Source organism: Actinocorallia libanotica, from assembly GCF_039525175.1.
Lineage (GTDB): Bacteria > Actinomycetota > Actinomycetes > Streptosporangiales > Streptosporangiaceae > Actinocorallia > Actinocorallia libanotica.
On sequence record NZ_BAAAHH010000010.1, the window covers coordinates 66,052 to 86,992 of the forward strand.

25 protein-coding genes are annotated in these 20,941 nt (G+C 72.8%); 11 read left to right on the forward strand and 14 right to left on the reverse strand.

The genetic code is table 11. From position 1 onward, the window contains the following. Positions 1–111: 111 nt before the first annotated feature. A complete protein-coding gene (locus ABD140_RS14675) occupies positions 112–1,245 on the forward strand; it encodes a helix-turn-helix domain-containing protein (RefSeq protein WP_344240953.1) in 1,134 nt (377 codons plus the stop codon). Here the strand turns inward: ABD140_RS14675 and ABD140_RS14680 are convergent, their stop codons facing one another. From ABD140_RS14680 to ABD140_RS14710, 7 genes are all read right to left on the reverse strand, one after another. Beyond that, positions 1,246–1,872: a hypothetical protein gene (locus tag ABD140_RS14680; protein ID WP_344240955.1), complete on the reverse strand. Its 627-nt coding sequence runs from the start codon at positions 1,870–1,872 to the stop codon at positions 1,246–1,248. It lies immediately after the preceding gene. A gap of 85 nt (positions 1,873–1,957) precedes the next feature. Continuing rightward, positions 1,958–2,704, reverse strand: a complete 747-nt coding sequence (locus tag ABD140_RS14685) for a TIGR03943 family putative permease subunit (RefSeq protein WP_344240957.1) — start codon at positions 2,702–2,704, stop codon at positions 1,958–1,960. Next, the gene (locus ABD140_RS14690; protein ID WP_344240959.1) at positions 2,701–3,711 is read right to left on the reverse strand and encodes a permease; all 1,011 of its coding nucleotides are present in this window, start codon (positions 3,709–3,711) and stop codon (positions 2,701–2,703) included. Before ABD140_RS14690 ends, ABD140_RS14685 begins: the two co-directional genes overlap by 4 nt. Positions 3,712–3,793: 82 nt before the next feature. Then, positions 3,794–4,168 carry a hypothetical protein gene (locus ABD140_RS14695; protein WP_344240961.1) on the reverse strand — a complete coding sequence of 125 codons (375 nt, stop codon included), beginning with the start codon at positions 4,166–4,168 and terminating at the stop codon, positions 3,794–3,796. Positions 4,169–4,254: 86 nt separating this feature from the next. Continuing rightward, positions 4,255–5,439 (reverse strand): zinc-dependent alcohol dehydrogenase, encoded by a 1,185-nt coding sequence (locus tag ABD140_RS14700; protein ID WP_344240963.1) that lies wholly within the window; start codon positions 5,437–5,439, stop codon positions 4,255–4,257. Between the two features lie 87 nt (positions 5,440–5,526). Beyond that, positions 5,527–6,339, reverse strand: a complete 813-nt coding sequence (locus tag ABD140_RS14705) for a cytochrome c oxidase assembly protein (RefSeq protein WP_344240965.1) — start codon at positions 6,337–6,339, stop codon at positions 5,527–5,529. Then, a complete protein-coding gene (locus tag ABD140_RS14710) occupies positions 6,339–6,773 on the reverse strand; it encodes a DUF2243 domain-containing protein (protein WP_344240967.1) in 435 nt (144 codons plus the stop codon). The genes ABD140_RS14705 and ABD140_RS14710 overlap by 1 nt, the downstream gene beginning before the upstream one ends. Positions 6,774–6,923: 150 nt before the next feature. Here ABD140_RS14710 and ABD140_RS14715 point away from each other — a divergent pair, with 150 nt between their 5' ends. From ABD140_RS14715 to ABD140_RS14740, 6 genes are all read left to right on the forward strand, one after another. Continuing rightward, a complete protein-coding gene (locus tag ABD140_RS14715; RefSeq protein ID WP_344240969.1) occupies positions 6,924–7,973 on the forward strand; it encodes an NAD-dependent epimerase/dehydratase family protein in 1,050 nt (349 codons plus the stop codon). A gap of 28 nt (positions 7,974–8,001) precedes the next feature. Then, entirely contained in the window at positions 8,002–9,366 is a 1,365-nt protein-coding gene (locus tag ABD140_RS14720) for a cytochrome P450 (RefSeq protein WP_344240971.1), read from the forward strand. A gap of 65 nt (positions 9,367–9,431) precedes the next feature. After that, positions 9,432–9,683: a hypothetical protein gene (locus ABD140_RS14725; RefSeq protein ID WP_344240973.1), complete on the forward strand. Its 252-nt coding sequence runs from the start codon at positions 9,432–9,434 to the stop codon at positions 9,681–9,683. A 15-nt stretch (positions 9,684–9,698) separates the two neighbouring features. After that, positions 9,699–10,136: a DUF2795 domain-containing protein gene (locus ABD140_RS14730; RefSeq protein WP_344240975.1), complete on the forward strand. Its 438-nt coding sequence runs from the start codon at positions 9,699–9,701 to the stop codon at positions 10,134–10,136. A 72-nt stretch (positions 10,137–10,208) separates the two neighbouring features. Next, positions 10,209–11,006, forward strand: a complete 798-nt coding sequence (locus ABD140_RS14735; RefSeq protein WP_425544118.1) for an SDR family oxidoreductase — start codon at positions 10,209–10,211, stop codon at positions 11,004–11,006. A gap of 16 nt (positions 11,007–11,022) precedes the next feature. Then, a complete protein-coding gene (locus ABD140_RS14740) occupies positions 11,023–11,205 on the forward strand; it encodes a hypothetical protein (RefSeq protein WP_344240979.1) in 183 nt (60 codons plus the stop codon). 5 nt (positions 11,206–11,210) lie between these two features. Here the strand turns inward: ABD140_RS14740 and ABD140_RS14745 are convergent, their stop codons facing one another. The 3 genes from ABD140_RS14745 to ABD140_RS14755 form a co-directional block, all read right to left on the reverse strand. Then, positions 11,211–11,876, reverse strand: coding sequence for a UdgX family uracil-DNA binding protein (locus ABD140_RS14745; protein ID WP_344240981.1), 666 nt, complete (start codon positions 11,874–11,876; stop codon positions 11,211–11,213). A 36-nt stretch (positions 11,877–11,912) separates the two neighbouring features. Then, complete coding sequence (locus ABD140_RS14750; RefSeq protein WP_344240983.1) at positions 11,913–13,358, reverse strand: arylsulfatase; 1,446 nt, start codon at positions 13,356–13,358, stop codon at positions 11,913–11,915. Positions 13,359–13,437: 79 nt separating this feature from the next. Next, positions 13,438–13,887 carry a lamin tail domain-containing protein gene (locus ABD140_RS14755; protein WP_344240985.1) on the reverse strand — a complete coding sequence of 150 codons (450 nt, stop codon included), beginning with the start codon at positions 13,885–13,887 and terminating at the stop codon, positions 13,438–13,440. 200 nt (positions 13,888–14,087) lie between these two features. Between ABD140_RS14755 and ABD140_RS14760 the strand changes: the two genes are divergently transcribed. Both ABD140_RS14760 and ABD140_RS14765 read left to right on the forward strand, forming a co-directional pair. Beyond that, the gene (locus ABD140_RS14760) at positions 14,088–14,915 is read left to right on the forward strand and encodes a coiled-coil domain-containing protein (RefSeq protein WP_344240987.1); all 828 of its coding nucleotides are present in this window, start codon (positions 14,088–14,090) and stop codon (positions 14,913–14,915) included. After that, entirely contained in the window at positions 14,893–15,363 is a 471-nt protein-coding gene (locus tag ABD140_RS14765) for a GNAT family N-acetyltransferase (protein ID WP_344240989.1), read from the forward strand. The genes ABD140_RS14760 and ABD140_RS14765 overlap by 23 nt, the downstream gene beginning before the upstream one ends. An 8-nt stretch (positions 15,364–15,371) precedes the next feature. Here the strand turns inward: ABD140_RS14765 and ABD140_RS14770 are convergent, their stop codons facing one another. Beyond that, entirely contained in the window at positions 15,372–16,010 is a 639-nt protein-coding gene (locus ABD140_RS14770) for a TetR/AcrR family transcriptional regulator (protein WP_344240991.1), read from the reverse strand. Next, the gene (locus tag ABD140_RS14775) at positions 16,000–17,211 is read right to left on the reverse strand and encodes an acyl-CoA dehydrogenase family protein (RefSeq protein WP_344240993.1); all 1,212 of its coding nucleotides are present in this window, start codon (positions 17,209–17,211) and stop codon (positions 16,000–16,002) included. Before ABD140_RS14775 ends, ABD140_RS14770 begins: the two co-directional genes overlap by 11 nt. Positions 17,212–17,255: 44 nt before the next feature. On the opposite strand from ABD140_RS14775, the gene ABD140_RS14780 reads away from it, so the two are divergent. Together ABD140_RS14780 and ABD140_RS14785 are read left to right on the forward strand one after the other, a co-directional pair. Next, a complete protein-coding gene (locus tag ABD140_RS14780; RefSeq protein ID WP_344240995.1) occupies positions 17,256–17,990 on the forward strand; it encodes an SDR family oxidoreductase in 735 nt (244 codons plus the stop codon). Between the two features lie 13 nt (positions 17,991–18,003). Continuing rightward, the gene (locus ABD140_RS14785; protein WP_344240997.1) at positions 18,004–18,960 is read left to right on the forward strand and encodes a quinone oxidoreductase family protein; all 957 of its coding nucleotides are present in this window, start codon (positions 18,004–18,006) and stop codon (positions 18,958–18,960) included. A gap of 13 nt (positions 18,961–18,973) precedes the next feature. Here ABD140_RS14785 and ABD140_RS14790 read toward each other — a convergent pair whose 3' ends face one another. Together ABD140_RS14790 and ABD140_RS14795 are read right to left on the reverse strand one after the other, a co-directional pair. Next, positions 18,974–19,636, reverse strand: a complete 663-nt coding sequence (locus tag ABD140_RS14790) for a response regulator (protein ID WP_344240999.1) — start codon at positions 19,634–19,636, stop codon at positions 18,974–18,976. Next, entirely contained in the window at positions 19,605–20,855 is a 1,251-nt protein-coding gene (locus ABD140_RS14795; RefSeq protein WP_344241001.1) for a sensor histidine kinase, read from the reverse strand. The genes ABD140_RS14790 and ABD140_RS14795 overlap by 32 nt, the downstream gene beginning before the upstream one ends. Positions 20,856–20,941 lie beyond the last annotated feature (86 nt).

Genomic DNA, 20,941 nt, shown 5'->3' on the forward strand with positions numbered 1-20,941 from the left:
AGGTTGTGCTCCACCCCAACCTAGGTCTTGATCTCGGCGGAGAATATGGTTCAGATCACCTCTTTGTCCGGTCGCTTTGTGGTGGGCCACAACAGGGGGCATGATGGCGGGATGTCTTCCGCTACGGAATGGGCATCCCTCGTCGAGCTGGTGGAACGGGTGGTCGGCGAGGAGGCCCTGCTGCCCTCGGTGCTGGCCGGAGTGCGCGCGATGGTGCGGGAGGTGGCGCTGCTGCCGCCCGCCGACATGGCGGGCCACACCCGCGCCCTGATCTTCGCCGCGACCCGCGCCCTGGCCGACCGGCGCGGGCCCAGCGAGGCGGAGCTGTCGTTCGTGGAGGACCTGGCCGTCACGCGGGCCCGGCAGGGCGTGCCGGTCGAGGCGGTGCTGGGGGCCATCCACATCGCCGAGCGCGCGATCTGGGCACGGGCCCGGGAGATCGCCCCCGCCGTCGGGGTCGGTCCCGAGCTGCTGCTGGACGCCAGGGAGCTGTACGGCGACTGGGCCGAGGCCGTGCGCTTCCGGCTGATCACCGCGCACCGGGCCGTGGCCGCCGACCGCGGCAGGCGGGACGACGAGCGGGACGAGGCGATCCTGCGCCGCCTCCTGGAGGGCGGTTCGGCCGCCGCGCTGGCCGCCGCCGAGGCCGGGCTGCCGGTCACCGGAGGGCTGTGGACGCTGGTCGCGCGCGCCGCCGACCTGCGCGCCGCCGCGGCGCTGGAGCGGGTGCTGCGCGAGCAGCCCCCGGTGTCGTGCGCCAGGATCGACGGCCTGCTCGTCGCGGTGCTCGCGCGGCCTCCCGCGTCCCGGGTCGGGAGGGCGGGCCCGACGGCCGGTCTGGCCGGGCCCGTCGAACCGGAGGAGCTGCCCGTCGCCCGGAGGCTGGCGCTGGACGCGCTGGCCGCCGCCGAGTCGTCGGGCCGGACGGGCGTGGTGCACATCGCGGAGGTGCCCGCCCTGGTGGCGCTGGCCGGCCGGCCCGACCTCGCCGAGGTGCTGGCCGAACGCCACCGGCAGGCGTGGCACGTCCTCGGAGTGAACGCGGCTCCCGTGGCCTCGGCCGTCTCCGCCTGGCTGGAGGCCGACCGGGACGTCAACGCGGCCGCGGAGAAGCTGTTCGTCCACCCCAACACCGTGCGCAACCGCGTCCAGCGGTTCGCGGCCGTCACCGGAGTGGATCCGGCCACCACTTTCGGCGCGGTGGACGCCTGGTGGCTGTGCCGTACCTGGCTGGCCCGGCCGTGACTAGCGGTCGGTCTCGCGCCGGGAGTGCACCCAGGGGGAGGCCAGGACGTGGTGGACGGGCATGACGGTGTTGAGCTCGTAGACGGCGTCCATCATCGACTTGATCCGGGGCGGGGTCTCGCGCAGCTCGGCGTCGGCGACGTCGTCCTCGGAGGTGAAGTACAGCAGGTGGGTGTAGCCGTCGTCGGGGTGGAAGGCCAGGGTGGAGCCGAGCATGTCCCGGCGGTGCAGGAAGAGCTCCTTCTCCATGCTGCGCATCAGGGTGCGCATGAGCCCGGCGTTGCGCACCCGGCCCTGGACGATCTGGACCAGGCCCGCCCTGTCGATGGCGGCGGGGTCGGGGGCCAGGACCTCGACCTCGCGGCAGTTGGTGAAGACGGGTTCGCCGGTGAGGCCCGCGCGCAGGTCGGAGAACCAGCGGCGGCGGCCGGGGCGGCCGGACTCCACCCACATCTTCTGCTCGGACTCGAACCGCTCGGCGGTGAAGAAGACGCCCTCCTCGGTCACCCCGCCGGTGCAGCCCAGCCACCCGACGGAGGTGGAGCCGAGCCGGTCGGCCCACCGGTAGCTCGCCGCACGCAGGACGTCGGCGTCTCGGGCCGGTGCCTGGATGATCTGGAGGAACATCTGCGTCTCCTTGTCGAGCGGACATTCCCTACCGTACCGACTGGACGGATGCACCTGATCTCTTTGGACAAGGAAGGACCAGCGGTTATTCGTATGGATTGTCCGGCTTGTCGATAGGGCTCACGCTCTGCGCGGTGAACTCGTAGACGCCGCTGCCGCGCGGCTCGCCCGCCGGACGCCAGAGCCCGACGACACGGACCCAGGAGCCCTTCGCCGGTGCGGGCGCGTCCAGGATCTTGACCTTCAGCGCCATGGCGTCGGCGGCACAGCAGCTCATCTGGAGGCGGGTGAGGTACCAGGCGCCCTGCTTGCCAGGGGTGGCGAAGCCCTCCAGCACGAGCCTGCGGCCGGCGAGGGTGACCTGGCCGCCGATCTGCGCCTCGAAGGAGCGCCCCATGAACTCGCCGACCGAGATCGGGTACGGGTCGGGGCTCGGCGGCAGCGCGTAGTCGTCGTCCTCGACCGGGATCTTCGGCGGCGCGACCGTGCTCGCCCCGTCGGTGCGGTCGGCGGTGAACACCCCCAGCTCGGGCGGGGCGACGGCGAAGATGGCCAGCACGGGCAGGCACAGCAGCCAGGCCGTGCGCGGACCGTCCGGGCCGTGCCCGTGCCCGCCGGGGCCGTGTCCGCCGCCGGGGTGCTCGCCGGGCCGCTCCCGCCAGTCGCGGCGCATCCCGGCCAGGCCGAGGCCGATCAGGACGGCGGCCGAGGCGACCAGCGGCCAGCGCAGCCCCTCCTTGACGAAGTTGACGACCTCCCCGGTGACCAGGGTGATCCACAGGACCGCCCCGCCGACGAGGACCATCAGCAGGTTCTGCACGGCTCTGCTCACAGGAACAGCCCTCCCGTCACGGCGCTCACCGCGACCGCCAGGACGAAGGTCAGCGGGATGAAGCGGACCGCGAACCGCCTGCCGAACACGCCCGTCTGCAGGGCGATGAGCTTGAGGTCGACCATCGGCCCCACGACCAGGAACGTCAGCTTCGCGGTGGGGGAGAACGCGGTGAGGCTCGCCGCCACGAAGGCGTCGGCCTCCGAGCAGATCGACATCAGCACGGCGAGCACCGCCAGGGTCAGCACCGCGGCCCAGGGCACCCCGGCCAGCTCGTTCACCCAGGCGGCGGGGACCACGACGTTGATCGTGGCCGCGGCTACCCCGCCCACCACCAGGAAGCCGCCGGCGTGCAGGAAGTCATGCCGCACCGCCACCCGGAACGCCTCCCAGCGCCCGCCGGAGTGGTCGGGGCGGTCGGGGATCCGCAGCCATTCGCCCTTGCCGAACCGCAACCACACCCAGCCGGCGAGCACCGCCACGGTCAGGGAGGCGCCGAACCGGGCGGCCACCATCTCCGGCCGCCCGGGGAACGCCACGGCCGTGGCCACCATGACGATCGGGTTGATCGCCGGGGCGGCCAGCAGGAACGTCAGCGCCGCCGCGGGCACCACGCCCCGGGCCATCAGGCTCCCGGCCACCGGCACCGAGGCGCACTCGCACCCGGGGAGGACGGCGCCCGCCATCCCCGCGACGGGCACGGCCGCGGCCCCTCGCCGCGGCAGGGCCCTGCTCCACACCTCCGCCGGCACGAACGCGGTGATCGCCGCCGACAGCGCCACCCCGAAGACCAGGAACGGCAGCGCCTGCACGCAGATCGCAATGAAGATCGTCGACCAGGCCTGCACCCCCGTCCAGGTCACCCAGGGCGCCACCCAGATCCGGCCGATCGCCAGCAGCGAGACGGCCGAGACGAACCACCACACGGCATCGGCGCCCGGCTCGGCCCGCCGCCTCCCCCACTCCGCGGGAGGCGTCTCCGCCTTCCCCCGTGCGCCCGTCGCCACCCCGACCCCCTTCACGCCGACGACCGGTCATCTTAGTGAAAACAGTTTTCATTTCAAACCCCTTCTCCGGGGAACGCGCGGATCAGCGCGTGCCGGTGAAGGTGGGGGCCGGGGTGCGGGAGGGCGGCCTGGACTTGGAGACGGGCGGCGCGGTGAGGATCGCCAGCAGGAGCGCCCCGGACAGCAGGAGGTGCAGGGCGGCGGTGATGGGCGCCTTGGCGCGCAGGAGGAGCGCCACCAGAAGGGTGAGGCAGGCCAGCGTGCCGAGGCCGAGGTCGAGGACCTGGCCGGCGCGGCCGGTGCCGCCGCCCGCCCGCCCGGCGCCGCTGGTGAGACCCGAGGCGATGACGACGGAGAAGGCCGCGACGGCCTGGAGCGCGATCCCGAGGAGGGCGGTGAGGAAGTCGGCGCGCCAGGGCAGGCGCGCCGGGCGCGCGGGGACGGTGGTGGAGTTCATGGGCGACTCGCCGCCTCGTGACGGAATCGGGGTTTCTGTTCACCCTCGGTATCGGCACGGATGCGGGCGTCTCAAACACCGAACCGTCACAGGGCCGGGTCGAGGACCACCTTGATGGCGCCGTCGCGCTTCTTCTGGAAGGCCTCGTAGGCCTGGGGCGCGCGGTCCAGCGGGACGCGGTGGGTGGCCAGGTCCAGGACGCCCAGCGGGTCGGACTCGTCGGTGACCAGGGGCATCAGCGGCTCCAGCCAGCGGCGGACGTGCGCCTGGCCCATGCGCAGGGTGACGCCCTTGTCGAAGAGGCGCAGCATCGGCATGGGGTCGGACATGCCGCCGTAGACGCCGGACAGCGAGATGACGCCGCAGCGGGCCACCACCTCGATCGCCGTCTGCAGGGCGGCCAGCCGGTCCACTCCGGCGTGGGTCATGAGCGGCGCGGAGACCTTGTCGGGCAGGAGCGCGGTGAAGGACTGCGCGGCCTTGGCGAAGGGCGAGCCGTGCGCCTCCATGCCGACGGCGTCGATGACCGAGTCGGTGCCGCGGCCGCCGGTGAGGTCGCGGACGGCGGCGACGACGTCGGTGTGCCGCAGGTCGATGGTCTCCACGCCGTGCCGGCGGGCCATCTCCAGCCGTTCGGGGACGAGGTCGACGCCGATGACGCGGTAGCCGCGGTGGCGGGCGATGCGCGCGGACATCTGGCCGATGGGGCCGAGTCCCAGGACGGTGACGCTGCCGCCATCGGGGACCTCGGCGTACTCGACGGCCTGCCAGGAGGTCGGCAGCACGTCCGACAGGAAGAGGAACCGCTCGTCCGGGGTGCCGTGCGGCACCTTGATCGGCCCGAACTGCGCCTGCGGCACCCGCAGGTACTCCGCCTGGCCGCCCGCGACCTCCCCGTACAGCTTGGTGTAGCCGAAGAGCGCGCCGCCGCTGTCGTACTCGCGGACCTGGGTGGTCTCGCACTGGGCGTAGTACCGCCTGTCGCACATGTGGCAGTGGCCGCAGGAGATGTTGAAGGGGATCACCACCCTGTCCCCGGGCCTGATGTGGGAGACCTCCGGCCCGACCTCCTCGACGATGCCCATGGGCTCGTGCCCCAGGACGTCGCCCTCCTGCAGGAAGGGTCCGAGCACCTCGTACAGGTGCAGGTCCGAGCCGCAGACGGCGGTGGAGGTGACCTTGATGATCGCGTCGTTGGGCTCCTTGATGATCGGGTCGGGCACCTGCTCCACCCGGACGTCGCGCCGGCCGTGCCAGGTCACTGCCTTCATCTTTCCCCCTTGTGTGATTTGCCCCGTTGTGACCCTTTGCCCGGAGGTTTCCCCGCCAATCACGGCAATGTGTCAATTCGCGGCAGATCACACGCCGCCCGCGACGGCGTCCGAGCGCCGCCGCTCCCGCTGGAGGGCGCGTCCGGACTCGGCGTACCAGCCCAGCACGATGACCAGCGCCAGCCCCACCTCGACCAGGTCGCCGCCGTAGTACATCAGCCGCGCCCCCGCCTGCAGGTCGGCCGCGGTGAAGGCGAGCCCGGGAGGCGGCGCGGCCCACAGGGACTTGGCGAGGACGGAGTGGGCGGCGCTCGCGACCACCAGCGTCCCGGCGCGCAGCGCCAGGGAGTAGCGGTGGCGCATCGGGTCGAGCCGGCACAGGGCCGTGGTGAACAGCATCCCCGCCGCGAACACCCGCAGATGCAGCAGCGCCTCCAGCAGGGGACGGCCGTGCGCGAAGGCCAGCAGCGGCGTCCGGTACATCAGCCACAGCCCGCCGACGCCGATGAGCGCGGCGACCGGAGGGAACACCAGCACCGCCGCGATCCGCGACTGCACCACCGCCAGCAGCACCCGCCGCGTCCGCCCCGGCGGCAGCGTCCGCAGCAGCAGGGTGACGGGCCGGGCCAGGATGAGCAGCAGCGGTCCGGCCATCCCGATGACCAGGTGCTGGAGCATGTGCGCGGTGAACTCGCCCCCGGGAAGGGGGGCCACGGTCACCGCCGCGACGGCGACGCCTCCGGCGGCGAAGGACAGGTCGCGCGGCCACGGCCAGGCGTCCCTCCGGCGTCTCAGCCGGTTCGCCGCGGCGAGGTAGACGACCACCACGGCGACCATGGCGAGCGCGGCGGCCCACTGCAGCGGCGAGGCGGGCGGGGGAAGACGGTGGCCGTCTCCCATCACTCCGCCCCGCCCCGTCGCCGCGCCGAGAGGAGCGGCCAGCAGCCCGCGGCGAGAAGGAGCACCGCGATGGCGTACCAGGGCCGGTCAGGGGACGCGATGCCGTTGTAGTACTGGAAGCCTCCCGCGCCCAGCAGCGCCCCCGCCCCCAGGAAGCGCTTGTCCAGGCACCTCCGCCGCGCGGCGTCGGCGACCATCACGAGCCCGAGGACGGCGGCGAACCAGCCGAAGGCGTGGAACAGCCCGTCGGAGACCAGTCCGATGCCCGATGCCGATCCGTCGTGGAAAGGGCGCCGGTGCGGCAGCCGGTGGAGGACCGCCTCGTCGATGAACGCCACCGCGCCCAGTCCGAACAGGAATCCGGCCCACAGAGACCGGCGGGATCCCTCCCCGCGGAGGGGCCGCGCATTTCCCGCGCGTGTTACCGAACTCATATGACTCACGGGCCGAATCCCCCGATCTCGGTTGTTCCTCCCGTTTCTTTCATGCCTTCCCGGGGAGGGAGAAGATGAACACGGTGCATTTGCGCACCGGTCACGGGGGCACGCGGAGCGACCCGGCGGGGGCCGGAAGGGCGGGGGACGATGCGGGTAGTGGTCATCGGCGGCACGGGAAACCTGGGCACGAACACGCTGCGGTCGCTCTCGGCCGACCCGGAGGTCACCCGGCTCATCGGCATCGCCCGCCGCAGGCCGCGCCTGGAGATCGGCCGCACCCAGTGGATGACCGCCGACATCGCCAGGAGCGACCTGGTGCCGCTGCTGCGCGGCGCGGACGCCGTGGTGCACCTGGCCTGGATCTTCCAGCCGACCCACCACCCCTACACGACCTGGCGCACGAACGTCCTGGGCAGCGCCCGGGTGTTCCACGCCGTCGCGGAGGCGGGGGTGCCCACACTCGTCTACTCCTCGTCCGTCGGCGCCTACTCGCCGGGCCCCAAGGACCGCTTCGTGGGGGAGGACTGGCCCACGCACGGCTGGCCGACCGCCGCCTACAGCAGGGAGAAGGCGTACGTCGAAAGGCTCCTGGACGGCTTCGAGGCGAGGTATCCGCAGTGCCGCGTGGTGAGGATGCGCCCCGGGTTCGTCTTCGAACGGCGCACCGCGACGGAGCAGCGCAGGATCTTCGCGGGCCCGCTGGTCCCCGGCAGGCTCGTGCGGCCCGGGATCGTGCCGGTCGTCCCGGACATCCCCGGGCTGAAGATGCAGATGCTGCACTCCTCGGACGCGGGGCGCGCCTTCCACCAGGCCGTCATGCGACCCGTCCGCGGCGCCTTCAACCTCGCCGCCGCGCCGGTCATCGACGGCGATGAGCTGGCCGCGGTGTTCAGGGCCCGCAAGGTGAAGATGCCCGCGGCGGCGGTCCGGGCGTTCCTGGCGGCGGCCTGGGGCCTGCACCTGGTCCCGGCCTCCCCGCATCTGTTCGATCTGGTGATGCGGCTGCCGCTCATGGACGTCAGCCGGGCCCGCGACGAGCTGCGCTGGGAGCCCGAGTACACCTCCCTCTACGCGTTCTCGGAGTTCCTGGCCGGGCTCAGGACGGGCGCGGACGAGGACACGCCGGCCCTGTCGAAGGCGTCCAGCGGTCCACTGCGCGTCCGGGAGTTCTTCTCGGGCGTCGGCCGCACCCCGTGACACCGCGTCTTCTTCGAAAGGAGCTTCCATGGCCGCCCCCGTGAAGGAGGGGACGAAAGAGGACACCCGCCGGAACGAGTCCGGTGTCCTGCCGTTGACCAGGGCGTCGATCACCGACACCCTGCGCGTCGGCGCGCTGGTGATGGCACCGGCGATCGCCCGCGGTGTCATCGCGCGCCGCCCCGGGATCGTCGCGCTCTCCGAGGAGCTGCAGGCGGACCTCAGGGCGGGGCGCCTGCTGACGCGGCTGCGCCACCGCTACGGCCCGGGCCCGCTGCACCTGCGGATTCCCGTGCGGTCGTTCGCACTGCTGCTGTCGCCCGAGGACGCGAAGCGGGCGCTGGTGCACTCGCCCGAGCCCTTCTCGCTGGACACCTGGGAGAAGCACGCCTCCCTCGCGCACTTCCAGCCGCACGGCGTGCTCATCTCGCGCGGCGCCGACCGGGCCGACCGGCGCGCCTTCAACGAGGCGGTGCTCGACACCCCCCACCCCGTGCACTGCATGGCCGGCCGGTTCTCCCGCAAGATCGAGGAGGAGGCGGCCGTACTGCTCCGGAAGGTCGAGGAGTCCGGCGAGCTGGGCTGGGACGAGTTCCGGGTCGCCTGGTGGCGGGTCATCCGGCGGATCGTGCTGGGCGACGCCGCCCGTGACGACCACCGCGTCAGCGACATGCTGACCAAGCTGCGCATGAACGCCGACTGGGCGTTCGCCCACCCTCGCCGCAAGCGCCTGCGCGCCCGCTTCCAGCGCCGGCTGGACGCCCACCTGCGGCGGGCCGAACCGGGAAGCCTCGCGGGCCTGATGGCCCAGACGCCCCGGACGGAGCGCACCGAGCCCCGGCAGCAGGTGCCGCAGTGGCTGTTCGCCTACGAGCCCGCGGGCATGGCCGCGTTCCGCGCGCTGGCGCTGCTGGCCGCCCATCCCGAGCAGATGCGCCGGGCGCGCCGCGAGGCCGAGAGCGGGTCGGTGGAGCTGCCGTTCCTGCGCGCCTGCGTGCAGGAGTCGCTGCGGTTGTGGCCGACCACGATGGCGATCCTGCGGGAGAGCACCGAGGACACGGTCTGGGCGGGCAGGACGATGCCCGCGAGGACGGGGATGCTCATCTTCACCCCCTTCACGCAGCGGGACGGGGAGAACCTGCCGTTCGCCGACTCCTTCGCGCCGGACATCTGGCTGGACGGCACGGCGCGGGAGGACTGGTCGATCCTCCCGTTCAGCGGCGGGCCGGGCGAGTGCCCCGGCCGGCAGCTGGTCCTGCTGTCGACGAGCATGTTCCTGGCGGAGCTCCTGCGGGCGCACGACTTCCGGCAGAGAGCGGGGGTGCGGCTGCGCGCCGACCGTCCGATGCCCCGGACTCTCGGGCCTTTCCGGTTGCGTTTCGGTGTTGTTTGAGTAGATTTTTCGGTTTTCTTGGAGATGGTGAGTGTGTAGCGCTGCCGCAGGGTAGGGAATGAGCCATGACCAAATATGACGATAAGGGTCATGAAGCCCAGAAAGCGCACGACAGAAAATTCGCCCCGGTCAATCGCGGTTCTGACGCGCGCGGGCGCACCGTTCCTCCCGTCACCGAGAACGAGGGCGCCATCCCGCGCAGCGGCACCGGGGTTCCCGGAGAGCGCAACGACCAGGAGTACTCCCTTCCCCCCGACGAGGAGGGGGTGCGGGAGGCCGAGGAGCACGACGCCTCGCGGAAGCATCCGCGCCACTGAAGCTCCGCCCCCGGCATGAAGACGCACGAAGACGTGAAAGGCAGGCACATGGCCGAGAAGAGCGACAAGCACGGTCCGAAGCTCGACGAGGAGATGCGGAGGGAGAGCGAGGGGCTGACGCGCACCGGCAGCTCCACCCATCCGCAGCCGTGGAACGATCCCGAACCCGTGGACACCGACTCCGGCCTCGACCCGACGGCCCACCTGACCGACCGGAGGGGAGCGCCTCCGGGAATGACCCCGCAGGACGTCGAGGCGCGCAGCGAGGTGGCCTCGGTGCTGGCCGGGGTGCAGTACCCGGCGCAGCCCCGCGAGCTGGCCGACCACGCCGCCCAGTCCGGCGCGCCGGACGTGGTGGTCTCCCGTCTGTCCCAATTGCCCGGGAAGTCCTACGAAGGGCTCCCCGACATCGTCCGGGACCTGGGCATCGGCCACGAAGAGCGCCGTACCTGAAGGGCGAGGAAGGAGAAGCCGTTGAGCGAGAGACCGGCACAGAGCCAGAAGTACCCCGGAGTGACCGAGAAGATGGAGCCCCGGCCGCATGACGAGATGCGCGACTACCGCGGCAGCGGCCTGCTGGAGGGCGCCCGGGCCCTGGTGACCGGCGGCGACTCCGGCATCGGCCGGGCGGTGAGCGCGGCCTTCGCCAAGGAGGGCGCGGACGTGGCGATCGCCTACCTGGAGGAGGAGGCCGACGCCCGGCACACCGCGCGGCTGGTGGAGGCCGAAGGGCGGGCCTGCCACACCTTCGGCGGCGACCTGGGGGACGAGCGGCACTGCCGGCAGGTCGTCCGGGACGCGGGCACCGCCCTGGGCGGGCTCGACGTCCTGGTCCTGCACCACGGCACCCAGACCCCGGCCGACGACGTCCAGAAGATCGACACGGCGCAGCTGCGCCGCACCGTCGAGGTCAACCTGCTCAGCCTGTTCTGGTGCGTGCAGGAGGCGCTGGAGTTCCTCTCGGAGGGCTCCTCGATCGTCATCACCGGCTCGATCAACGGGCTGCGCGGCAACCCCACCCTCATCGACTACGCCGCCACCAAGGCGGGGGCGATGAACCTCACCCAGTCGCTGGCCTCCTCGCTGAAGGACAAGGGCATCCGGGTGAACTGCGTGGCGCCCGGCCCGGTGTGGACGCCGCTCATCCCGGCGACGTTCGACGCCGAGAAGGTCGAGGGCTTCGGCGAGCAGGCGCCGATGGGACGGGCGGGGCAGCCCGACGAGATCGCCCCGTCGTATGTGTTCTTCGCCGCGAACCGCACCTCCTCGTACTACACGGGCCAGACCCTGGTCCCGGCCGGAGGCGAGATCCACCCGGGCTGATCCCGGAAGGGGGAGCATGAAGGACAGGGAAGACAAGCGCAGTTTCGCCGACCGCAGAGTCGAGCAGGGCGCCGAACCCGAGGACGAGTCCCCCGACATCGGCGCCGAGCACGAGCCCGGCCCCTCCTTCCCGCCCATCGCGCCCGCGGACGGGCCGGGCGGCGAGGACGAGGGCTACGAGCCGCAGACGAGGGCCTGAAGGGCTCAGTCCAGCAGCCGGGCCGCGACCCCCAGGTCGCTGACGAACCCGGCGTAGACGGCGTCCCGGTCGGGGGCGCGCAGGACCGCCGACGGGTGGATCGTGGCGACGATCCGCCCGGCCGGCGGTCCCTGCGCCTTCTCCGGCGCGCCGATGGACGCGAAGGGCGGGCAGTCCAGCGGCACGCCCCGCTGCCTGGTCACGCGGAACGACGGCCCCAGCAGCGCCCTGCCCGCCACAGCGCCCAGCGCGACGACCACCTCGGGGGAGACGTTCTCCAGTTCGGCCACGAGCCACGGACGGCACGCGTTGATCTCGGTGGCGCCGGGGCTCTGGTGGAAGCGCCGCTTCGAGCCCTCTTTGCAGGTGAACTTGAAGTGCTTGACGGCATTGGTGAGGTAGACGGCGTCCCGTTCGATCCCGGCCTCCTCCAGCGCCCGGCCCAGCAGCCGCCCGGCGGGGCCGACGAAGGGCTTGCCCTGCCGGTCCTCCTGGTCGCCGGGCTGCTCGCCGACCAGCATGAGCCGGGCCGCGGCGGGCCCCTCCCCGAAGACCGTCCCGGTGGCCCGCTCGTAGAGCGCGCACCCCCGGCACCCCGCCGCGGCCTCCCGCAGCTCCGTCAGATCCGCGTTCCCGGGCACGAACGGCCCGGCGTCCTGAGAAACCCCCATGTCCGGGCCCTACCCAGGACGGGCGCGGACGACCGGTCAGCCGGCCCAGGAAGCGGAGGCCAGCCGGGAGAGCCGGATGACGACCTCCGGATGGCGGGAGGCCAGGTTCCGGCGCTCCCCGGGGTCCTTGCCCAGGTCGTACAGCTCGGTCCGCCAGCCGGAGTCCGAGCGGGGGCGGCCGGAGCCGGGCGCGAAGCGCACCAGCTTCCAGTCGCCCTGCCGCACCGCCTCCGCCATCCGGGTGACGCTGCCGTTCTCCGCCGCGTTCGCCCTCCGGGTGGAGTGGGTCTCGCTCCGGTACCAGTACAGGTGTTTCGCGGGTGCCTGGCCGCGGCCGCCGATGAGAGTGCCGCGCAGCGAGGTGCCGTCCAGGTGCCGTGGGACGGCCGCCTTGGCGAACTCCGCGAGGGTGGGGAACAGGTCGGTGTGCTGGGTGACGCGCGAGCTGCGCCCCCGCTTCACCAGTCCGGGCCCCCAGGCGATCAGCGGCACCCGGATGCCGCCCTCGTAGAGGTTGCGCTTGTAGCCGCGCAGCCTTCCGTTGGCGTCGAACCGGTCGGGATCGACACCGCCCTCCTCGTGCGGCCCGTTGTCGCTGGTGACCAGCACGATCGTCCTGCGGCCCTTGGGCAGCGCGTCCAGCAGGTCGCCCAGATGGGAGTCCAGCAGGGTGATCTGCGCGGCGTGCCCCCGGTCGGCGCGCGGCCAGGGCTTGTTCCGGTAGCGGCCGAGGCCCGGCACGTCGCTGGGGGAGTGCGGCAGGTTGGGCGTGTAGACGAGCAGGAACGGCTTCTCCCCGGACTTCTTGATGAACGAGACGGCACGGTCGCGCAGCAGGTCGGGGGCGTACGCGCCCTGCCGCCCCTGCCGGTTGGCCTTCAGGCGCACCCGTTCCCCGTCGCGCCACAGGTGCTCGGGGTAGTAGTCGTGGGCGTGGCGGTGGTTGATGTAGCCGTAGAAATCCTGGAATCCCCGCGCGTTGGGGTGGCTGGGCTGGCCGCCTCGTTCGGGGCCGAGCCCCCACTTGCCGAACAGGCCGGTGCGGTAGCCGGCGTCGCGCAGCGCCTCGGCGAAGGTGGTGTCCTCCTCGCGCAGCCCGTTGGGCAGGCCGGCCCGGGGGTTCTGGCGGACCCGGGAGTGGCCGGTGTGCAGGCCGGTGTACAGGGAGCAGCGGGAGGGGGCGCAGACCGAGGCGGCGGCGTAGGCCTGGGTGAAGCGCAGCCCCTGGCGGGCCATGCGGTCCAGGACCGGTGTCCTGATCTTCTTCTGGCCGTAGGAGCCGAGCGCGCCGTACCCCAGGTCGTCGGCGACGACGAGGATGAGGTTGGGACGGGTGTCGGTGGCCGCCCGCGCCTGCGCGGCGCCCTCCTCCCGCGCCTCCTGCGCGCGGACGGGCCCCGACGCCGCGGTCAGCGCCGGGACTCCGAGACCGAGCAGTGCCGAGGTGCGGAGCAGCTGGCGGCGGCTGAGCAAGGTGATCACACTCCGAACACGGACCAAGGGGGTATGTCCATGATCGGAGCTATTTCCTATTAAGTCAATAGGAATAGTCACTATAAGGTCAACAACGTTTGACCGTCCCGCCCGGGCCCCACCGGCAGGAGTCGGTCCTGCCCGCGGGGGAGCGCAGCCGGACCGTCGAGCCCGCGTTCCGCCAGGCGTGGGTGTCGCGGTTCCAGTAGACGTGCCCCCGGGTGTCGCGTCCGGAACCGGTATGGACCCGGACACTCCGGCCGGGCGCCAGCCGCAGGTCGCCGAAGGTGTAGGTGCCGCCGTTCGTGTTCTGCAGCCGCCAGCCGCGCAGGTTCCGCGCCCTGCCGGAGCGGTTCTCGACCTCCACCCACTCGTTGTTCAGGCTCCGGTTCGTCCGGTCGTCGGCGCCCGGCGCGTCGAAGCCGATCCGTTCGATCCGGACGCCGGAGGTGCCGCCCGGCGGTCGGGACGCGCCTTTCTCCGGGGCCAGCACGCCGATGACGAGGAAGGCGGTGACGAGGAAGGGAACGGTGTTCACCCCTGTGAGCCTAGGAGCGCGGCCGGCGCCGGGCCATGGCCGCGCCGGCGAGGAAGGGCGGACGTCAGGGTCAGTCAGGTCTTCCGTCAATCGAGGATTCGGCGGTGACTTTTGGGCTTTGTAGGGGAAACGTCCTTCTCGGCGGGGAGATAATGATCACTCCCGGATTCCGGGGAGATCTCCGGTGGTAGTTACCGGTTGTGGATCTCAACGCGGCCATTGAGGAGCTCTACCGGGTGCCGCCCTCGGAGTTCGTCCAGACCCGGCGCAGGCTCGCCGACGCGGCGCAGGCCGGGGACGACGAGGCGCCCGCCAAGCGCATCAGGGCGCTGCGGCGGCCGACGGTCTCGGCCTGGGCGGTGAACCTGCTGGTGCGCGAGCAGGGCGACCTGGTGGGGGAGCTGCTGGAACTGGGCGAGGAGATCCGCCGGGGCTGGGCCGAGGGCGAGGAACCCGCCCGGTTCGACCGGGTGCGCAACCTGGCGGTGGCCGAGGCCGTCCGGGTGGCGGGCGTCCAGGTCGAGGCCACCGGCCGCCCGCTGGGCGAGCAGGCGGCGCACGAGGTGGAGGAGACGCTCCAGGCCGCGATCGTCGACGCCGACGCCGCCGAGGAGGTGCGCTCGGGCCGGCTCACCCACCCCCGCAGCCACGCCGGCTTCGCCGTCCCCGAGGCGCCCGCGCCCGGCGAGGCGGCGCCCGCGGCGGGGGAGCAGGCCCGCGCCCGCGAGGAGAAGCGGCGCAAGCACGTCGAGCAGCTGGAGCACAAGGCCGCCGAACTGGTCGGAGAACGCGACGCCCTGCGCCGTGAGGTCGCCCATGTCGAACAGGAGGAGGAGCGGCTCCGCCACCACCTGGAGCAGCTCCGCCTCCACCGCTCCGCCGTCCGCCGCCGCCTGGAGGAGGCCGAGGCCCAGACCGAGACCGCCCTCGCCCGCCTCGCCGAAGCCCGCTCCGCCCTCGGAGGCCCCTCCGGAGGCGGTCGAGAACGGCGGGTATCGTCGCACGGTGATCGAAGTACGGACATGTGACTGGAACGACCCGGACGGCGAACGGCTGCGGGCGGCGATGGACGCGGAGATGGGAGAGCGGTACGCCGACCGGGCCGCAGGCGCCGGACCGGAGCTGTGGGCGGCGCTGGCCGTCGACCCCGAGGAGTTCGTGTCCGTGGGCGTCGCCAGCCGCGACGGAGAGCCGGTCGGGCACGCCGCGCTGCGCCGGCGGGGCGCCGACCTCGAACTCAAGCGCATGTACGTCACACCCGAGGCGCGGGGGAGCGGCGTCTCCCGCGCGCTGCTCGACTGGGTCGAGCAGACGGCCCGCAAGGCCGGGGCCGTCCGCGTGATCCTCCAGACGGGCGACCGCCAGCCCGACGCCGTCCGCGTCTACGAGCGCGAGGGCTACACCTTCATCCCCGTGTACCCGCCCTACGCCGCCGTCCCGGAGCTCCACTCGATCTGCATGGCCAAGAGCCTCTGACCCGGCGGTCAGCCCTCCTGCCCCCGGGGCAGCCGCTCGCCGTTGCGCACGCGCTCCAGGCCCAGCCAGATGAAGTCCAGGGCCATCGCCTCGACCCGCTCGCGCTCGGTCTCGGGGTGCTCCAGCCACCAGGAGATCAGCGAGAACAGCGAGCCGTAGATGAGCGGCACCAGCAGCAGCGCCCGGCGCTCGTTGGCGGCCAGCTCCCGCGCGTCGAGCTGCCGCCTGCGCCGGGACAGCAGGCGGTCGGCGGCGGCCTTGCCGAAGCTCTCCCGCAGCTCCCGCAGCTCCATCCCGACCTCGGGCTTGTCGAGGTGGCGGATGATGACCGACCAGGCGTCGGGTTCGGCGGTGGCGTAGTCGAACAGGGTGGCCACCATGCCCGAGACCCGCTCCAGGGACGAGGCGTGCTCCACCTCGGAGGCGGCCAGCCGCGCCGTCAGGTCGTCGACGATCGTCTGGGCGACCTCGGAGAAGAGCTGCTCCTTGGACTCGAAGTGCTGGTACAGCAGCGCCTTGGAGACACCGGCCGCCGCGGCGACGTGCTCCATCTGGGTGAGGTGGAAGCCGCGCCGGCCAAACTCGGCCAGCGCGGCGGACATCAGCTGCTCCCGCCGGATGGCGGCGGAGAGTCTTCTACTTGCCAAGATAAGGAGCCAGTTCGGTGCGGGCGACGGAGCGGATGTGCACCTCGTCGGGGCCGTCCGCAAGCCGTAGCGTACGCGCTCCCGCCCACATCCGCGCCAGGGGCGTGTCGGGGGAGACGCCCGCGCCGCCGTGGACCTGGATCGCCCGGTCGACGACCTCCAGCGCGACACGCGGCGCGACCACCTTGATCGCGGCGACCTCGGAGCGGGCCGCCTTCACCCCCTGGGTGTCGATCAGCCAGGCGGTCTTGAGGGTGAGCAGCCGCGCCTGCTCGATGGCCATGCGGGACTCGGCGATCCACTGCTGGACCACGCCCTGGCGGGCGATCTCCTTGCCGAACGCCACGCGGGAGGCGGCCCGCTCGCACATCAGCTCCAGCGCCCGCTCGGCCAGGCCGATGGTGCGCATCGCGTGGTGGATGCGGCCGGGCCCCAGCCGCGCCTGGGCGATGGCGAACCCGCCGCCCTCCTGCCCGATGAGGTTGCCCACCGGCACCCGCACGTCCTCCAGCCGGATCTCGCAGTGCCCGTGCTGGTCGTGGTAGCCGAAGACCGACAGGTCGCGCACGATGGTCAGGCCGGGGGAGTCCATCGGCACCAGCACCATCGACTGCTGGAGGTAGGGGTGGCCCTCCGGGTCGGTCTTGCCCATGAGGATCATGACCTGGCAGCGCGGGTCGGCGGCGCCGGTCGTCCACCACTTGCGCCCGTTGATGACGTACTCGTCGCCGTCGCGCACGATGGAGGTGGAGATGTTGCGGGCGTCGGAGGAGGCCACGTCCGGCTCGGTCATGCCGAAGCAGGAGCGGATCTCGCCCGCCAGCAGCGGCTTGAGCCAGCGCTCCTTCTGCTCCTCGGTGCCGAAGATGTGCAGCACCTCCATGTTCCCGGTGTCGGGGGCCGCGCAGTTGAGGGCCTCGGGGGCCAGCGCGGCGGAGCGGCCGGTCAGCTCGGCCAGGGTGGCGTAGTCGGTGTTGGACAGGCCGGAGACGTCGGGGAGGAAGAGGTTCCACAGGCCGCGCTCGCGCGCCTCGGCCTTGAGCTCCTCGACGATCGGGGGCAGGTCGTGGGGGCGTCCGGCGGCGGTCAGCTCCGCGCGCTGCGCCTCGTAGACGGCCTCGGCGGGATAGACGTGCGCGTCCATGAAATCCTGCAGCCGGGCCAGATGGTCGGCTGCCCGTTCACTCAGTGAGAAGTCCATACCGGTACCATAACTGACTCGTCAGTTACTTAACGGGAGGGTCCGTGGAACTCAAGGGAAAGGTCGTCTGGATCACCGGCGGCGCCAACGGCATCGGTGCGGCCACCGCGCGCCGCCTGGCCGGCCTCGGCGCCCTGCCGGTGCTCTCGGACGTGGACGCCGAGGGCGGCCAGCCGCTCGCCGCCGAGCTGGACACCCTGTTCGTGCCGTGCGACGTGCGCGAGCACGCCGACAGCGTGCGCGCGGTGGAGGCGGTGGTGGAGCGGTTCGGCGGCCTGGACGTGGCGTTCCTCAACGCCGGCGTGAGCACCGGCTGCGACCTGGGCGAGGGCTTCGACCCCGAGGTCTACCGCCGCGCGATGTCCATCAACCTCGACGGCGTCGTGTACGGCGTGAACGCGGCGCTGCCCGCGCTGCGCGCCCGCGGCGGCGGCGACATCGTCCTCACCGGCAGCATGGGCGGCCTGGCCCCCATGCCCTACGAGCCGGTCTACGCGGCGAACAAGGCGGCCGTCGTCGCCCTGGCCCGCTCGCTGGGCCCCGCCTACGCCGAGGAGGGCGTCCGCGTCAACGCGCTGTGCCCGTCCTTCGCCGAGACCCGCATCCTCGACCGGCTGCGCGACGCCCTCGGGGACTTCCCGATCCTGGACGTGGAGACCGTCGTCGACGCCTTCCTGAACCTCCTGGCCTCCGGCGGCACCGGGCAGGCCTGGCCGGTGGTGCCCGGCCGCGAGTTCGAACCGTTCCGCTTCCGGGGTGTTCCCGGACCCCGGGTCTGAGAAGGAACCGATCATGAGAGCCATCCAGATCACCGAGTTCGGCGGCCCCGAGGTGCTGCGCCTCGCCGACGTGCCCGCCCCCGTGCCGGGCCCCGGCCAGGTGCTCGTCGACGTCACCCGCGCCGGGGTGAACTACGCCGACACCCACCAGGCCGAGAACAGCTACCTGGCGGCCGCGAAGCTGCCGATGGTCCCCGGCGGCGAGGTCGCCGGGACCTCGGGAGGCCGCCGCGTGGTCGCCCTGACCGCCGACGGCGGCGGCTACGCCGAGCAGGCGGTCGCCGAAGCCGGTGCCGTCTACGACATCCCCGACGGGGTGGACGACGCGACCGCGCTCGGCCTCGTCGTCCAGGGCGCGACCGCCTGGCTGCTGCTGCGCAAGAGCGCGCACCTGGAGCCCGGCGAGTCCGTGGTGGTGCACGCCGCGGCGGGCGGCGTCGGCACCCTGGCCGTCCAGCTGGCCAAGGCCTGGGGCGCGGGCCGCGTCATCGCCACCGCCTCCAGTGAGGAAAAGCGGAGGCTGGCGCTGGACCTGGGCGCCGACGTCGCGCTGGACCCGGCCGTATCCGACCTCAAGGCCGCGCTCATCGAGGCCAACGGCGGCAGGCGGGTGGACGTCGTGCTGGAGATGACCGGCGGCGAGGTCACCGACCGGTCGCTGGCGGCGCTGGCGCCCTTCGGCAGGCTCGCCTTCTACGGGATGGCCTCCCGCAGGCCGCCGTCCCCGATCCAGGCGCCCTCCCTGCTGCGGCACTCCACGGCCGTGATCGGCATGTGGCTGCCGCACGTCTTCACCCTGCCGGGCGACGTGATGCGCCGCGCGATGACCGAGCTGTTCGAGCTGGCGGCCACGGGCGCGCTGCGCGTGGTCCCCGGCGGCGAGTACGGCCTGTCCCAGGCGCGGGCCGCCCATGAGGCGCTGCGCTCCCGCCGCACCGTCGGCAAGCTCGTGCTCGACCCCTCCCGCTAGGCGCGGCGGGACCTCATCCGGCGATGCCGTTCTCGTAGGAGAAGACGACGGCCTGGGTGCGGTCCCGCAGCCCCAGTTTGCTCAGGACGTTGCCGACGTGGCTCTTGACGGTCTGCTCCGACAGGAACAGCTCACCGGCGATCTCGGCGTTGGACAGGCCGCGGGAGATCAGCCGCAGGACGTCCAGCTCGCGCGGGGTGAGCACCTGGGCCACGTCGCTGCGCGGCCGCTCGTGCCGCCGCCTGCGGGCGAAGTCGGAGATCAGCCTGCGGGTCACCGACGGCGCCAGCAGCGCCTCGCCGGAGGCCACCACCCGCACCGCGTGGATGAGGTCGCCCGCCGGGGCGTCCTTGAGCAGGAACCCGCTGGCGCCCGCGCCGAGCGCCTCGTAGACGTACTCGTCCAGGTCGAACGTGGTCAGGATGAGCACCTTCGTGCCCTCTTCCGAACCCGCGCCGGCGATCCGCTCGGTGGCGGCCAGGCCGTCCAGCCGCGGCATCCGGATGTCCATGACGACCACGTCGGGCCGCAGTTCGGCGCAGAGCTCCACCGCCTCCTGCCCGTCCCCGGCCTGCCCCACCACTTCGATGTCCGGGGCGGAGGCCAGCAGCGTGGCGAGCCCGTCCCTGATCATCACTTGATCGTCAGCGATCACCACGCGGATCATGTCCGTCATCATAGGGAAGTTCGGCGATCACGGCCCACCCTCCGTCCCGCTCGCCCGCGGTCAGGGTGCCGCCGAGCATGGTCGCGCGCTCGCGCATGCCGACCAGGCCGTGCCCCCCGCTGCTGCTGGTGTCGGGCTCGCCGTGCGGCCCGTCGTCGACGACGGACAGGCGCAGCCGGTCGGCGTCGTAGTGCGCCTCGACCGCGACGGCGGCGCCGGGGGCGTAGCGGGAGGCGTTGCTCAGCGCCTCCTGGAGGATCCGGTAGGCGGACAGGTCCAGTCCCTCGGGCAGGTCGCGGGGCGCGCCGGTCACGGTCAGCGACACCCGCAGCCCGCCGTGGGAGGCCACCAGCTCGGGCAGCCGGTCCATGCCCGGCTGCGGCACCCGCTCGGCGGCCTCGTCGTCGGCGCGCAGCAGCCCGACCACCCGCCGGGTCTCGGTGAGCGCGGCCCTCGCCTCGTCCCGCAGCAGCGCGAAGGTGGTGAGGGCGGTGTCGGGCAGCTCGGGGATCTTGTAGGGCGCCGCCTCGGCCTGGAGCGCGATCACCGACATGTGGTGGGCGACCACGTCGTGCAGCTCCCTGGCGATGCGGGAGCGCTCCTCCAGCACCGCCTGGCGGGCCAGGTCCTGGCGGCGCAGCTCGGCCTGCTCGGCGAGGCTGATCTCGGCCCAGCGCCGCCCGCCGACCGCGTCGCCGAAGACCACCGCCAGCAGCGCCAGGGCGATGAGGATCAGCCCGAACCACTGCTCCAGCCCGTTGAACATGACCGGCAGGATCGCCAGCACGGCGATCGTCACGATGCTCACGCCCTGGCTGACCGGCCGGGAGGAGACCGCCGCTACCAGGGCCAGCACCACCAGCAGCCCCAGGAGGGAGGTGACCGGCCAGGGCATGAACTCCCCGCGGCCCGCGGTGAGGTCGGCCAGCAGCAGTCCCGTGGCCATGACCCGCCAGGCGGCCACCGGCAGGAGCGGCGCGACGACCAGGGGCAGGCCCTGCAGCAGCCCCAGCAGCCAGCTCTGGCTGAGCCCCAGCCCGTGCATGTGGTGGTAGATCGCGATGCTGCCGCCGGAGAAGCCGATGCCCAGCGCCAGCGCGGAGACCATGATGACGACCCTGAGCCACCACCGCTGCACGGGGTAGGGCTGGCGTTCCGGCCTGGCGGGGGCCAGCACCACCGCGTCGAGCACGGAGTCCAGCATGTTCCGGGGAGCTTGTGCGATCACATGGGCGAGGCTAGCCATCCGCGGCGTGCCGCGTCCTGCCTCCCGGGGGTGAACTCGCGGCCACCTCTCAGGGAGGACGCCGCGAG